The organism is uncultured Roseobacter sp. (assembly GCF_947495275.1).
Classification (GTDB): Bacteria; Pseudomonadota; Alphaproteobacteria; order Rhodobacterales; family Rhodobacteraceae; genus Roseobacter.
Genome location: NZ_CANLYL010000001.1, coordinates 321030 through 335888 on the forward strand (window position 1 = coordinate 321030; position 14859 = coordinate 335888).

The 14859-nt window shown below is 59.8% G+C and carries 12 protein-coding genes; 3 read left to right on the forward strand and 9 right to left on the reverse strand.

The genetic code is table 11. The annotated features are described in order from the left end of the window. Positions 1-16: 16 nt before the first annotated feature. Genes Q0802_RS01545 through cysS form a run of 5 tightly spaced genes read right to left on the reverse strand, consistent with a single transcriptional unit; the run spans position 17 to position 4781 of the window. Positions 17-808, reverse strand: a complete 792-nt coding sequence (locus Q0802_RS01545) for a squalene/phytoene synthase family protein (RefSeq protein ID WP_298912566.1) — start codon at positions 806-808, stop codon at positions 17-19. Next, a complete protein-coding gene (locus tag Q0802_RS01550) occupies positions 798-1526 on the reverse strand; it encodes a class I SAM-dependent methyltransferase (protein ID WP_298912569.1) in 729 nt (242 codons plus the stop codon). The genes Q0802_RS01545 and Q0802_RS01550 overlap by 11 nt, the downstream gene beginning before the upstream one ends. Then, a complete protein-coding gene (gene cimA / locus Q0802_RS01555) occupies positions 1523-3145 on the reverse strand; it encodes a citramalate synthase (protein WP_298912572.1) in 1623 nt (540 codons plus the stop codon). The genes Q0802_RS01550 and cimA overlap by 4 nt, the downstream gene beginning before the upstream one ends. Next, positions 3142-3396, reverse strand: a complete 255-nt coding sequence (locus Q0802_RS01560; protein ID WP_298912575.1) for a hypothetical protein — start codon at positions 3394-3396, stop codon at positions 3142-3144. Before Q0802_RS01560 ends, cimA begins: the two co-directional genes overlap by 4 nt. Then, positions 3393-4781 (reverse strand): cysteine--tRNA ligase, encoded by a 1389-nt coding sequence (cysS, locus tag Q0802_RS01565; RefSeq protein WP_298912578.1) that lies wholly within the window; start codon positions 4779-4781, stop codon positions 3393-3395. Before cysS ends, Q0802_RS01560 begins: the two co-directional genes overlap by 4 nt. Before the next feature lie 221 nt (positions 4782-5002). Here cysS and Q0802_RS01570 point away from each other — a divergent pair, with 221 nt between their 5' ends. After that, the gene (locus Q0802_RS01570) at positions 5003-6175 is read left to right on the forward strand and encodes a pyridoxal phosphate-dependent aminotransferase (RefSeq protein WP_298912581.1); all 1173 of its coding nucleotides are present in this window, start codon (positions 5003-5005) and stop codon (positions 6173-6175) included. 48 nt (positions 6176-6223) lie between these two features. Here Q0802_RS01570 and Q0802_RS01575 read toward each other — a convergent pair whose 3' ends face one another. Next, positions 6224-6835: an outer membrane beta-barrel protein gene (locus tag Q0802_RS01575; RefSeq protein ID WP_298912583.1), complete on the reverse strand. Its 612-nt coding sequence runs from the start codon at positions 6833-6835 to the stop codon at positions 6224-6226. Positions 6836-7242: 407 nt separating this feature from the next. Between Q0802_RS01575 and Q0802_RS01580 the strand changes: the two genes are divergently transcribed. After that, positions 7243-8781 (forward strand): trimethylamine methyltransferase family protein, encoded by a 1539-nt coding sequence (locus tag Q0802_RS01580; protein WP_298912586.1) that lies wholly within the window; start codon positions 7243-7245, stop codon positions 8779-8781. Between the two features lie 110 nt (positions 8782-8891). Here the strand turns inward: Q0802_RS01580 and Q0802_RS01585 are convergent, their stop codons facing one another. Together Q0802_RS01585 and Q0802_RS01590 are read right to left on the reverse strand one after the other, a co-directional pair. After that, positions 8892-9128: a hypothetical protein gene (locus Q0802_RS01585; protein ID WP_298912589.1), complete on the reverse strand. Its 237-nt coding sequence runs from the start codon at positions 9126-9128 to the stop codon at positions 8892-8894. Between the two features lie 64 nt (positions 9129-9192). Further along, a complete protein-coding gene (locus Q0802_RS01590; protein ID WP_298912591.1) occupies positions 9193-9360 on the reverse strand; it encodes a hypothetical protein in 168 nt (55 codons plus the stop codon). Positions 9361-9391: 31 nt separating this feature from the next. Here Q0802_RS01590 and Q0802_RS01595 point away from each other — a divergent pair, with 31 nt between their 5' ends. Then, on the forward strand, positions 9392-9895 hold the full coding sequence (locus Q0802_RS01595) for a sigma-70 family RNA polymerase sigma factor (RefSeq protein WP_298912593.1): 504 nt from the start codon (positions 9392-9394) through the stop codon (positions 9893-9895). Between the two features lie 698 nt (positions 9896-10593). On the opposite strand, the gene Q0802_RS01600 is transcribed toward Q0802_RS01595, so the two are convergent. Next, positions 10594-14247, reverse strand: coding sequence for a vitamin B12-dependent ribonucleotide reductase (locus Q0802_RS01600; RefSeq protein WP_298913543.1), 3654 nt, complete (start codon positions 14245-14247; stop codon positions 10594-10596). Positions 14248-14859: the final 612 nt, after the last annotated feature.

Here is a 14859-nt window from a genome sequence, read left to right on the forward strand (position 1 = left end):
CAATAAACCAATGGTCTCAGGACCAGCGCCAGAGCTGCAATGAACGGCGCAGCGGTGACACAGCCAATGTGCCATCCGCCACGCATCGCGGATTGTTCACAACCTGGGCCAGCAGCCTTTCGGTCAGAAAGGCCTCGGTAAGCGCGGACTGCAGGGCAGCGGGCAGCGTGTTTTTGAGGCTTCGGGTTGGCCGAATTGCAGCAAGGGCTTCCTGCGCCATCTGTGCAATGGCATCGGGGCGTCCGTCCACAAGGGGGATGCGGCCCTGTGCTTCCAACGCTGGCACCGCCTGCAAGAACCGCGCCAATCCGGTGGCATAGCCCAGTTTTTCTATCGCAGTCCAAAGCGCGTCACCGGGAGCAATCTCCACATCGCTGCGCTGTCCCAGAACCCGCGCGGCAACCAGCATGATGCCCGCGGCAGTGTCATCGAGATATGCCTTGAAATGCGCTTCATCCTCGAAGGCTTCCTTGTAAATGTCCCATCGTCGCGCGGCAACGAGCCGGTCAAGACGTGTGGCCGCCTCCGGGTCCAGAAGTGCAGCCAGAGGGGTGACAACCTCATGACGGCGTATGGCGTTTCGGGCGGCGATTTCCTCCAAAGCATCGCGCCACCATTGCAACCGCATCTCTGCGATCATCGGCTCCTGCGTCAGCCAGGGCGCGCGGGCCACTTCGATGTTGAAGGCATAGAGCGGAAAGAGCACGCGGCGTGCGGCAACCGGGCTGGCCATGGCTGCGGCAAACCTGTCCGGATCGCCTTTTTCGACAAGAGCCGCGCAGGCGGTGAGGTCCGCGTCAAACGTCATCCGGGCGCACCACGCTCAGCAAATATCCGAAAGCATCGCGGTGCGCGCGCCAGCAGGCAGCTTCGGTTTCCGCCTCATCCAGAACCTGCGCCAAATCGGCCGTAGCACCCGTTCGCAGGTTGGCGATGCGCCGATCCAGCGGGGCGAAGTAATCTTCCCAGGCCTTGTCCGACAGTTTGCGGGTTGCCAGCGTCCTGTAGCCTGCCGCCTCCACATGGCGCGCGATGCCCGCCACATCCGTCATCGCCGGGTACTCTTGCCAAAAGTCAACGGCGGCTTTCGGACGGGCGTCCGAAAACCAGCAAACCTCTGAAAAGGCGATCACCCCGCCCGGTGCCAGTGCCTTGCGCCATGTGGTCAGGCCTTCCTGAATCCCCATGAAGTAAAGCGCACCGGCGCACCAGATCATGTCAAAGGGGCCGGTGATGTCTTCCATGTCGGATACCGACAGGGACACCTGCGGGTGATCCCCAAACATGCTGTGCGCCTGCGCCACAAATTGCGGCGCCTTGTCCATTGCGGTCACATGTCCACGTGGGGCGGCCTTCAGCAAAGCGGAAATATCCGCCCCCGGCCCGCAGGCCGCATCGCATATGCGTGCATCAGCGGCCAGCCCTGCGATGCCAGCGGCCCATTCAACGTCCTGCGCCTGCCCCGGCCCTTCGCGTGGCAAGTCGCGATGCAGGGCGAAGAACGCATCCCAGTAGGCGTCGCTCATGACGCCCTCTTGATGTCACGCAGCAGCTTCCAGCGGATAGCGTCCAGAAGCGCTTCGAAAGAGGCATCCACGATGTTGGCCGAGACGCCAACCGTGGACCAGCGTTGCCCCTGCCCGTCTTCACTGTCGATGATCACGCGGGTCACGGCCTCTGTCCCGCCCTGGGTGATACGCACCTTGAAATCCACCAGCCGCATGTCGTCGATGATCTCCTGATACGGCCCCAGATCCTTGGCCAGCGCCTTGGCCAGCGCGTTTACGGGGCCCCGGTCCGAGCCTGTTTCATCCATGGATTCGCTGACAGAGAGCTTTTTCTGCCCATCCACTTTCACGACCACAACCGCCTCGGACAGGCTGATCATCTTGTTGTATTTATTTTTACGCCGCTCAACGGTCACGCGGTAGCGTTTGACTTCGAAAAACGCCGGCATCTGGCCCAGAGCGTCCCGCGCCAGCAGCTCGAAACTCGCCTGCGCCGTGTCATAGGAATAGCCATCCGCTTCGCGCGATTTGATCCGGTCAAGGATCAGCCCAAGCGCCGGATCGCCCTTGGTCACCGTGATACCTGCCGCCGTCAGACGCTCGCGCAGATTGGACTGGCCCGCCTGATTGGACATCGGGATGATCCGCGCATTGCCGACGTCACCGGGGTCGATATGTTCATAGGTGCTGGGGTCCTTGAGGATCGCGGAAGCATGCAGCCCGGCCTTATGGGCAAAGGCCGAAGAGCCCACGAAAGCCGCCTGCCGGAAAGGCACGCGGTTGAGGATTTCATCAAGCATGCGACTGGTCCGTGTCAGCCCCTTCAGCGCCGCGCGCGTCACGCCAATTTCATACTGGCTGGCATAGGGCTCCTTGAGCAACAGAATAGGGATGAGCGCCGTGAGGTTGGCGTTGCCACAGCGTTCGCCCAGACCGTTCAGCGTGCCCTGTATCTGACGCGCGCCCGCGTCCACTGCCGCCAGCGTGCAGGCCACGGCGTTTTCGGTGTCGTTATGGGTGTGGATGCCCAGATGGTCCCCCGGAATACCCGCCTTGATGACCTCTGCCGTGACGCGCCCGACCTCTTCGGGCAGCGTGCCGCCATTGGTGTCACAGAGCACAATCCAGCGTGCACCTGCATCATAGGCGGCCCGGATCGCGGCCAGCGCGTGATCCGGATTGGCCCGGTAGCCGTCAAAGAAATGCTCCGCATCAAAGAGCGCCTCGCGCCCGGCGGATGTGATATGCGCCATGGACCGGGCGATGTTGTCGATGTTCTCGTCAAGCGGGATGCCAAGTGCTGCCTCGACGTGGAAATCATGGGTTTTGCCCACAAGGCAGATGGCCTTGGTGTCAGCATTCATGACGGCTGCCAGCACATCGTCATTTTCCGCCGACATGCCGGAGCGTTTGGTCATGCCGAAGGCGGTCATGCATGCGCTGGTCTGCGGCGCGGCCTCGAAAAACGCGCTGTCCGTCGGGTTGGCCCCCGGCCAGCCGCCTTCGATATAATCCACGCCAAGCGTGTCCAGTGCTTCGGAGATCAGACGTTTTTCTTCGGTCGAAAACTGCACGCCTTGCGTCTGCTGCCCGTCGCGCAAAGTGGTGTCGTAGAGGTAAAGACGTTCGCGGCTCATGGGGCGATCTCCCCGGCAAAATCGCCGTATGACATGCGTGCACAACCTGTGCACCACCTGTGCACCGCTCGGAGCACCCGCCGGAAACCATACGTCGCGTGGCGTGTTGCCGAGGCTTCGACCTTCGCGGGAACGTCAGCCCGGAGCGCGCGCAAGGCGCGCGCCGCGCCCGACCCGCCCCCCCACGGGGCGGGCGCTCCCCGCCCTTCTCGCGCGGTCCGGGCGCTGATCTCAAATTTGAACCGGGTCATTTCAGGGCCTCCAGTTTGGAGGGATCGAACCCCGGTGTTGGTTTGAGCGACACGCCGTCTTTCGACATCTGAACTTCCACCCCAGCCTCCAGCAATGCATTTTTCAATGTGTCCAATGCCGAAAAATCCTTGCTTTCAAGCGCAGCAATACGGGCGGATTTCAGCTTGTCTTCCATATCCGAAAGGTCAGTTTCAGGCTGCTCAGCCCATTTGGGCACCCGCCCATTGAACAAGCCCAATATCGAAAGGTTGCGAAACAATGCCATGTCATCATTTGCATTAGCTAAGCGATGGCAGGCGGTAAGCGCGCGAGGTGTATTCAGATCGTCCTTCAATGCGGCATCAAATTCCGGCTCCTTGAATTGAGAAACTGAACCGTCAAACAATCGGTACCAGCGCCGCAGCGTCTTCTCCGCCTCCTGCCGCTTCTTCTCCGTCCAGTCCATCGGCTTGCGGTAGTGGGTGCTCAGCATCACGAAGCGGATCACTTCGCCGGGCACGCCTTGGTCCAGCAGGTCGCGCACGGTGAAGAAATTGCCCAAGGACTTGGACATCTTCTTACCCTCGACCTGAAGCATTTCGTTGTGCATCCAGACATTCGCGAAATCATGTCCTGCGCAGGTCGACTGGGCGATCTCGTTTTCATGATGCGGGAATTGCAGGTCATTGCCGCCACCGTGAATGTCGAAGTGCGCGCCCAGAATGTCATGCGCCATGGCGGAGCATTCAATGTGCCAGCCGGGCCGCCCGCGCCCCCAAGGGCTGTCCCAGCCGGGCAGGTCGTCGGTTGAGGGTTTCCAGAGCACAAAATCCATCGGATTGCGCTTGTAGGGGGCGACTTCGACCCGGGCGCCTGCGATCATGTCATCTGTCGAACGGCCCGACAGCGCCCCATACGCCGCATAGCTCTCGACGGCGAAAAGCACGTGACCCTCCGCCGGATAGGCATGGCCTTTTTCAATGAGGTCTTCGATCATCATCACCATCTGGTCGATGAACTCGGTCGCACGCGGCTCATGATCCGGTCGCAGTGCGCCAAGCGCGTCCATATCGGCGTGATACCAAGAGATGGTCTCCTCCGAGCGCGCGCGGATCAACTCTTCGAGCGTTCCGGCCTCGCCTGCGGCTTTGCGATCTTGCGCCGTCTGGTTGATCCGGTCGTCCACATCCGTGAAATTGCGCACATAGGTCACCTGTTCGGCCCCGTAGACATGCCGCAGCAGACGGTAGAGCACATCAAAGACGATCACCGGCCGCGCATTGCCCAGATGTGCACGGTCATAGACGGTTGGCCCACAGACATACATCCGCACGTTTTCAGGATCGATGGGCGCGAAATCCTCTTTGGTCCGGGTTTTTGTGTTGTAGAGCTTGAGTGTCGTCATGACAGGCGTCCTTGCGCGAGAATAGCGCGGGCATAGCAATCTGAGTTCAGGATGAAAACGACCTAAATCCGCCCGCAGGGTGCGTTCAGCAGATAATACAGCAAATGAGCGTCATCTTGGTCATGCCCCTCCCTAGCGCGACCAGCCGGCGGCGGTCAAGACAGATTGACGAATCGTGCGGCCTCTGCGCCCCTGCGCGGCAGACAGCGAAGGAGTGGGTCATGCAGTTATCTTCACGCATCACAGGCCTGACGGGCGGCGGCTCGGACGGGTGGGATGTCTTCTTGAAAGCGCGCCGGATGATCGCCGCAGGCACCCCTGTGACCGAACTGACCATCGGCGAACATGACATTCGCACCGCAGCACCCATTTTGCAGGACATGCATGCCTCAGCCCTGGGCGGGCACACCGGTTATGCCGCCGTTCCCGGCACCGAGACGTTGCGTCGAACCGTGGCCGCACGTGTTCAGGAACGCACCGGCGTGCCGACAACGCGCGATAATGTGATGATCACCCCCGGCGGTCAGGCCGCGCTTTTTGCCGCGCATATGGCCGCCTGCGATCCCGGTGATACGGCGCTTTATATTGATCCCTATTACGCCACCTATCCCGGCACGCTGCGCGGTGCGGGTACCATCCCGCAGGCCATTTCCACACGGGCCGAGGATGCGTTTCAGCCGCGCGCGGAGGCCCTGAAGGCGCATTCCGGTGCCGCCCGGTCGCTGCTGGTCAATTCCCCCAATAACCCGACGGGCGTGGTCTATTCTGACCGGACGCTTGAGATGATCGCATCTGTCTGCTGCGAGGACGACCTGTGGCTGATTTCCGATGAAGTCTATGACACGCAGGTCTGGGAAGGCCGACACCTGTCACCGCGTGCCTTGCCGGGGATGGCCGAACGCACGCTGGTCGTGGGCTCCATGTCGAAGTCCCATGCGATGACAGGGTCCCGCTGTGGCTGGATCATTGGGCCGGAAGACGCCGTGGCAGACCTGATCACGCTTGCAACGCATACGACCTACGGGGTGCCCGGATTCATTCAGGACGCCAGCACTTTCGCCCTGAACCAGGGCCGGGATTTCGAAGCAAAAATCGCCGAGCCGTTCAGACGCAGGCGCGCGCTGGCAAGCGAGGTATTGGCGCGCCAGAACACGGTTGGCCTGGTCCCGGCGCAGGGAGCGATGTATCTGATGCTCGATGTCCGGGCGACGGGCCTGTCGGGCGAAGCCTTCGCCTATGACCTGCTGGACGCTCACCATATCGCGGTCATGCCCGGCGAGAGCTTCGGCAAGTCCGCGGCGGGTCACATCCGGGTTGCAATGACAATCGAAGACACCGCCTTTGAAGCGGCATTGCAAACACTGTGCGCCCATGCGGAGAAGCTTGCCGCATGAAAAACCCCGGCGGCGCAGGCCACCGGGGTTGCGCAAGCTGGCGGTTGATCAGAACTGCCAGGAAGCCCGGATGGTGAAGGTGTCCGCATCCGCATCTGTACCCGGCGCACCGATGTCGCTGAAGCTGTGTTTCAGATATTCACCGCTTATGATGATCTGCTGCGTCGCCTTGTAGGACAGGCCGATGCCGTAAAAATCTCCGGTGTCGCTGCCGATGGAGGTGTCCACATCCGCGAGACCCGCCGTGGCATAAAGCAGCGTGTTGCCAAAATCATAGCCACCGCGCAGCTTTGCCCGCCAGACAGAATCCACGGATGCGCCTATCGGGCCGCCGGCGTTCTCAAGATCAACACTGGCATCGTCATAGTCCAGCTCGCCGCCCAAAACCCAGCTGCCAAAGTCATAGTTGTACCCGGCGTGCACACCATAGGTCGTGTCATCGCCCCCGACCCCGGCCAACCCGCCCTGACCATCAACGTCCAGATTGCCAAGCTGCGCACCGGCATAGAAACCGGTCCAGTCGCCACCTGAGTAAACAGGGGCTGGCGGTGGTGCTGCCGGAACGGGCGCCGCAACCGGCTCCTCCAGAGATCCTGCAACCGCAGGGGCCGTTGCCAGGGTTGCTGCCGCCAGTGCTGCTACACTCAGAATATTTTTCATTTTCATATCCTTACCTCATTTATCGAGCACCACTTCCAGCACCCACAGGATGTAAACTGATCGCCCTGACGATTGTTTCAATGGTCGGCACCTGCGGTTGGCGGAGATCGGCGGAAAGGGGCTAAAAACTCCCGAAAGATGCGGGATTCCTGAGCGAATACCTGCTGCGTTCCCATGTCGCACTGGAAAGGTTGGAAAACGACACAAGGTCGCAAACAAGCTTGACCGTTTCCTTTGCTTCGCCGCAGGCTGAAGCGGAAATGAAGGAGCCGACATGCAGGGTGATCTGAGCAAGATCAATATCGTGGTCCGCACGATCGGTGCCGAGCGGGGTCGTGCCGCGCGTGGACGTCCGCAGAAGCGGTAGCCGTTTTCCCTTCGACACCCTTTCTTCTCAGGACGACCCCATGACAACAAAAACCCAAACCCGCAGCGGTGGACGCTCCGCCCGCCGTGCTGCCCGTGCGGCACCGCTTGCATCACATCTGCGCCCGATCCGGCCCGGCATGGAAGGCGGACGCTACAAACCGTTGACCGAAGCCGACATGAACCGCATTCACACGGCGGCGCTTGATGCACTGGAACATATCGGCCTGGCGGATGCGCCGCCCACGGGTATCGCCTATCTGACGGAGGCGGGCGCGACGCTGGGCGAAGACGGGCGCATTCGCTTCCCCCGCGCGCTTGTCGAGGAAACCGTGGCCAAAGCCAACCGTTCCGTGACGCTGATGGGGCGCGACCCGGCGCATGATCTGGAACTCACCGGCCACCGCGTCCACTATGGCACCGCGGGCGCTGCCGTGCATCTGGTCGAAGCGGATGGCAGAAACTACCGTGAATGCGGTGTCCAGGATCTGCACGATGCCGCGCGCATCGCCGATGTGCTGGAAAACATTCACTTCCTGCAACGCCCCATGGTGTGCCGCGACATCACGGACAACCTTGAGATGGATCTCAACTCGATCTACGCCTGTTGTTCGGGAACGAAAAAACACATCGGCGTATCGTTCACCGAGCCGGGGTTTGTGCCCCATGCCGTCGAAATGCTGCATATGATCGCGGGCGGTGAGGACAAATGGCGCGAACGGCCTTTCATCAGCAATACCAATTGCTTCGTCGTGCCGCCGATGAAATTTGCCACCGAATCCTGTGAGGTGATGGAGGCCTGCATCAAGGCGGGCATTCCCATCCTCCTGCTTTCTGCGGGCATGGCCGGGGCGACCGCCCCCTCGACAGTTGCAGGCGCCATTGTACAGGCGGTGGCCGAATGTCTGGCGGGGCTTGTCTATGTCAACGCAGTTCAGCCCGGACATCCAGCGGTATTCGGCACGTGGCCCTTTGGCCTCGACCTGCGCACCGGGGCGATGACCGGAGGTTCAGGCGAGCAGGCCTTGCTGACGTCGGGCTGCGCCCAGATGCACAAGTTCTACGGCCTGCCCGGCGGGGCCGCCGCCGGTATCGCCGATTCCAAACTGCCCGACATGCAGGCGGGTTGGGAACAGATGTGTTCCAATGTCATGGCCGGCCTGTCCGGCCTTAACATGGTCTATGAGGCTGCGGGCATGCATGCCTCGCTGCTGGGGTTCTGTCACGAATCCCTGATCCTCGGCGATGATCTCATCGGGCAGGCGCTGCGCTGCGTTCGCGGGATCGAGGTGACCGACGAGACCCTCGCCCTCGATCAGATGCGTGAGGTCTGTCTTGGCGGCCCCGGGCACTATCTGGGCACCGAGCAGACCCTTGGGCGCATGGAAGCGGATCACGTCTACCCAACCTACGGTGACCGGACGTCGCCAAAGGAATGGGATGAACTGGGCAAACCCGACCTGATTGCAAAAGCGACCGCCCGCAAGGAGGAAATCCTGTCACGGCCCTCAGCTGCGCGGTTTGATCCCCTGCTGGATGCGGAACTGCGGGCGCGTTTCAACATCCACCTGCCCGTCTGACGGCGGTAGAAACAGATGTACCCGGTTTCTGGGGGTGAAACCGGGTACGTAAGCCGCAACGCCCCTCAAGCCTAATGCGTGGCCCGGGCGTTGTCTGGCCTGCTGGCTGATTAGGCTGGCATCAGGCCGGCTTCTTGCGCGGACTGCACTTCGGCCTCGTCCAGCGCGCCGTCGGCATTCAGGTCCATGGTGCTGAAGGCCTCTGCGGTGACGTCAGGAAAGACAGCCTGTACTTCATCAATCGTCAGAACGCCGTCTCCGTTGGCGTCCGCAGCCAGTTCAGCAACAGCAACGGATGCTGAAAGTGCTGCGATCAACGTGATGGCGGATTTTTTGAACAGTGTCATTTGGGTACTCCCGTTTTTAAGTTTGAACATACGTGTTCAAGGCGCTGCTCTGCGCCTCACTTTGTCAGATGCACCAAACGGCCATTCCATCCGCCTGATCGGTCGGGTTGTCCACGACGCGCCGATCCTCGCCGATCGGACCATCCTGCGGTGGCAACCCGTTGCCGAAAAAGGCCTCTTCCGCCTCATCGGCAAAAAGCCCCCATCTGGTGCTGCGGGAAAGACATGCCATGTTGAATGCATGCCTCACAAAGGAGCCTCAAATGGAACATCTGCACGATATCCCACCCGCTCTGAATGCCGTTTTACCCAGATTGCTGGCACGCGCCCGCAGGTTGGCCGACAGTCCCAGTGACGCGGATGACCTGGTTCAGGAAACGGCCCTAAAACTCTGGCAAAGCTTGCGAAAGGGCACGGAAATCGAAGACCTTGACCGCTACGCCATGACCGTGTTGCGCAATCAGGCCCGTCAGCGATGGCGCTCCGACAGGCCCACCGATCCGCTGGAAGAGGAAAGTGCTGCGGTGCCCCCCGTCGCCCCGGCGCGCATCGCCTGTTCGGAACTTGCCGCCGCTGTCGAAAGGCTGCCCGATACACAAGCCGCACTGATCCACATGATTGCCGGAGGAGAAACCAGCCCTGCGGCTTTGGCGGAGCGGACGGGTCTGCCGGTCGGGACCGTGATGTCCCGCCTTGCGCGCGCCCGTTCGAAACTGCGCGCCGAGATGGGGATCACGCAAAAAGCGCCGGTGTCCGACCTGTTCTGAAAGAAATGAACAACGTCCGGCAATTACCTGAATAAAAAGAAAAAACGGAGGGCATGTGCCCTCCGTTGAGTTTCGCCGTTCAGGCTCTCTATGTTAACCGCTCGGTATTTTTCTGCCTGCGGCCTGAACGTCGTCGGGGGCGAGCGCACCCGCCCCGTGTAAAGGTGGGAAGGAACAAAGTACCGTTCCCACGCTATTCGTCGGGAGACGGACCGTCTGGTGGTCCGGCGCCGCCCCCCTACACGTCCCCCAGGGACGCGTTTTCCTGAAGCAGGATGCCCAACCAACGCGGGACACCCAGTTGTCTCACGGAAGAACTATTTCTTCCTGTTCGGTCGCTGCGTAAGCGCCGATGCTGCTGCTGTTTTAGCAGCCTTGGACGATTTCGGATTTCTGAGCACTTTGGATGCAGCAGATGCTGCCTTAGCGCTCGTAACTTCCGAGTTCTTGCGTCGAGCCATTTTTTAGCCCTCCATTTATCCACCGAAAACTGTGGGCAATTCAGGTATGTTCTCTGTATCGCCATGTATTTCCTGTGGAACTGCAGCGCGTTGTTGATCGCAGTTTCCGACCGTGTTTTTCCTTTCATTACGGCCGACTCAGGCCGATCTGCTTTGTCTCCCGACCACGCTGTTGAACCGGGGGACGAGCTTGGGGGGTGGTGTTCGCGCACCGCTCCCCGCCAGCTCTCAATTTCCTCAGCTACACCCGGACGTCCCGCCGCAGGTGTTGCATTTCATGCAGGTGCCGTTGCGCACCAGCGTGTAGTTTCCGCATTCGCCGCAGGCTTCGCCTTCATAGCCCTGCATCTTGGCTTTGGTGCGCGCGTCCATCGGGGCCGAACCGCTGGCAATGGCGGTTGTGGCCATCGCAACGGCCACGCTTCCCTCCGCAACCGGCGCAAGACCGTCATAGGCCACCGCAGTGTCGGCAAACCCCTGTTGACCGCCCTGCAATACCACCAATTCCTGCGGCATCCTGTTGCGCAGGTAGCCCGTTGAGCTGATTTGTTTCAGCACTTCCAGCGACTTGGTTGCGGCACTCTCGGAAAGTTCGGAGACATTGCTCACCCCTTCCTCTTCGCCCCGGCCCAGCGCGTCGAAGGTGTGGCCTTCTGGAGCGACATGCGCCAGATCGGTGCGGTCGAGGTAGCTGACAGCCAGTTCGCGGAAGACGTAGTCGAGTATCGAGGTGGCGTTCTTGATGGTCTCATTGCCTTGCACCATGCCTGCAGGCTCGAATTTGGTGAAAGTGAAGGCGTCGACAAATTCCTCCAGCGGCACCCCGTATTGCAGACCGACCGACACCGCGATGGCGAAGTTGTTCATCATCGCCCGGAAGCCTGCACCCTCCTTGTGCATGTCGATGAAAATCTCTCCGAGATTGCCGTCCTCATACTCACCGGTGCGCAGATAGACCTTGTGCCCGCCCACGATGGCTTTTTGGGTGTAGCCCTTGCGGCGCTGGGGCATCTTTTCACGGTGCGATTTGACGATCTCCTTAACGATCACTTTCTCGACGATCTTTTCGGCCAAAACGGCTGCCTTTTCGTGGGCATTACCGCTTTCGAGCGTCTCCTGCGCATCCTCATCATCTTCAACCAAAGCGGCTGCTAGTGGTTGCGAAAGCTTTGAGCCATCACGGTAGAGCGCGTTGGCTTTAACCCCCAACGACCAGCTGAGTTCATAAGCCTTCTGGCAGTCCTCGATGGTGGCGTCATTGGGCATGTTGATCGTCTTGGAAATCGCGCCGGAAATGAAGCTCTGTGCCGCAGCCATCATGTGAATGTGACTGTTCACCGACAGGTAGCGCTTGCCCTTCTTGCCACAGGGATTGGCGCAGTCGAAGATGGGCAGGTGCTCGTCCTTGAGGAACGGCGCCCCTTCCAGTGTCATGGTCCCGCAAACGTGATCGTTAGCCGCGTCGATGTCCTTTTTCGAAAACCCAAGGTGCTTCAAGAGATCGAAGGTCGGATCGTTCAGCTTTTCAGCAGGAATACCAAGTACTTGCGTGCAGAACTCTTCCCCCAGCGTCCACTGGTTGAACACGAACCGAATGTCAAAGGCCGAGGCCAATGCCGCATCCACTTTCGCTAACTCGTTGGCGCCAAAACCATGACCCGCAAGCGAGGTGTGGTTGATGCCCGGCGCGTTGCCAATGGTGCCGTGACCGACCGCGTAGGAGACGATCTCTTCGATCTGCGCGGAGCCGTAGCCGAGTTTTTCAAGGGCGGCCGGCACCGACTGGTTGATGATCTTGAAATACCCACCACCGGCGAGTTTCTTGAACTTGACCAGCGCGAAGTCTGGCTCGATCCCGGTGGTGTCGCAGTCCATGACCAGACCGATGGTGCCGGTGGGGGCGATAACGGAAACCTGCGCATTGCGGTAGCCGTGCTTTTCACCGAGTGCGAGTGCCTCATCCCAGGCGGAGGTGGCAACTTCGATCAGTTTGGCATCCGGGCAACCTTTGTGGTCGAGGGCCACCGGTTTCACCGCAAGGGCTTCATAACCTTCGGTTTTTCCCTGTGCTGCGGCACGGTGGTTGCGGATGACACGCAGCATGTGGTCGGCGTTTTTCGCAAAACCCGGGAACGGTCCCAACTCACCCGCCATTTCGGCGGAGGTGGCGTAGGACACGCCGGTCATGATCGCGGTCAGAGCACCGCAGAGCGCGCGACCTTCTGTGCTGTCGTAGCTATACCCCATGTTCATCAGCAGACCGCCGATGTTGGCATAGCCCAGACCCAGCGTGCGGAAGTCGTAAGATCGCTGCGCGATTTCCTTGGAGGGGAACTGCGCCATCATCACCGAAATTTCCAGCGTCACGGTCCAGAGCCGGGCCGCATGCATGTAGTCTTCGACCTGGAAAGTGCCGTCTTTAAGGAAGGTCAGCAGGTTCATCGACGCCAGATTACAGGCCGTATCGTCGAGGAACATGTATTCCGAGCACGGGTTGGAGCCGCGGATCGCGCCGTCTTCGGGGCAGGTGTGCCAATCGTTCACGGTGTCGTGGTACTGGATGCCGGGATCGGCGCAGGCCCAGGCCGCGTGGCCGATCTGTTCCCAAAGTTCCCGGGCTTTCACGGTTTTGGTGACCTTGCCGTCAACACGGTTGATCAGCTCCCAGTCGGCGTCCTTTTCGACGGCCGTCAGGAAGGCATTTGTGACGCGGATCGAGTTGTTGGAGTTCTGGCCGGAGACGGAATTATATGCCTCGGAATCCCAGTCGGTATCGTATGTGGGGAATTCGATCGAGGTGTGGCCCTGCTTGGCATAATCCAGCACGCGTTTGACGTAAGTCTCTGGGATCGAAACCTTTTTCGCTTCTCGGATTGCCTGTTTCAACGCGCCGTTCTTGGCCGGGTCATAGGCGTCTGCCTCCGCCCCATCCCATGTCTTGATGGCTTCGAACAAACCATTCAGCTTCTGCTCGTGCATCTTGGAACCTGCGACGATGCTCGCCACTTTTTGCTCTTCAATGACCTTCCAGTTGATGAAATCCTCAATGTCGGGGTGATCCGCGTCAACAATCACCATCTTGGCGGCCCGGCGCGTGGTGCCACCCGATTTGATGGCCCCCGCCGCACGGTCACCGATTTTCAGGAAGCCCATCAGTCCGGACGACTTGCCACCACCCGACAGGCTCTCCCCCGCAGCCCGCAGGCTGGAGAAGTTGGTGCCGGTGCCGGAGCCGTATTTGAACAGACGCGCTTCCCGCACCCACAGATCCATGATGCCGCCGTCGTTTACGAGGTCGTCCGAGACAGACTGGATGAAACACGCATGGGGTTGTGGGTGCTCGTAGGAAGATTTCGATTTGGTCAATTTGCCGGATTTGTAGTCGACGTAATGGTGACCCTGCGCCGGGCCGTCGATCCCGTAGGCCCAATGCAGACCGGTGTTGAACCACTGCGGGCTATTGGGGGCCGCACGCTGGCTGGCGAGCATATGGCGCATTTCGTCAAAATAGGCCCGCGCATCGCCTTCAGTGGAGAAATAGCCGCCCTTCCAGCCCCAATAGGCCCAGGCCCCTGCCAGCCGGTCGAAAACTTGCTTGGAGGAGGTTTCGCCCCCCATTTCCGCACCCTCTGCCGGGACCGACCGCCACAGGAACTCGGGAACGCCCTTTTCTTTTACTTTCTTGGTGGCCGAAGGAACGCCCGCCTTGCGGAAGTATTTCTGCGCGATGACGTCGCTGGCAACTTGGCTCCAGGATTTGGGCACCTCGACTTCATCGAGGCGGAACACGATTGTGCCATCCGGGTTGCGAATTTCAGATGCCGTTGTGACGAAATCCAGATCTGCGTAGGCGTTCTGATCTACTTTTGTGAATTTACGTTCAATTTTCATTTTTGCTGCCTCATTTCCAGCATCTTCGTTCAAGAGACCGCTTTGTCTTTGCAAAGCTTCTCCAACCTCTTTGCCGTGGACTGCAGGGCAAAAATCATCCTGTGCCGCGCCTGCAAAAGCTGACGCTGCCGGTTGTGCCAGATCGATGATATTGATCGTCTGTCTGCCCCTGTCCCGCCGATGCACCTCTGAGCGTTCAACCACTACATGTTGTGGCGTCATCGTCGGCCTCCACAAACTGACGTATATACCCCTACTGGGTCAACGGAATTTTTATAGTTTTTTTGAAGTTTACCGGCTTGACGCATCGCGAATTTTAATCCGCGCTCACGCCGTCGTGATTCAACATATTAACAGCCGGTTAATATCCCCAGATCGCTGTTTTCGAGCTGCTCTATACCCACCCCTCAATAATTGAATGGAATGGCAGCTTTAGACGATATTTCTGAAGCGCCACATGAATTTATCCACAGAACACACCCGTTAAGCTTTCAACCAAAGCGTTAACTTTTTCAGAATCAAATATTTTTACGGGTAATCACGCTGTGTTACATTTTTATGTCGGTTTCCCGTCCAGGAACGGTTCCCGCCTCCCCAGATATGGTGAGTAAG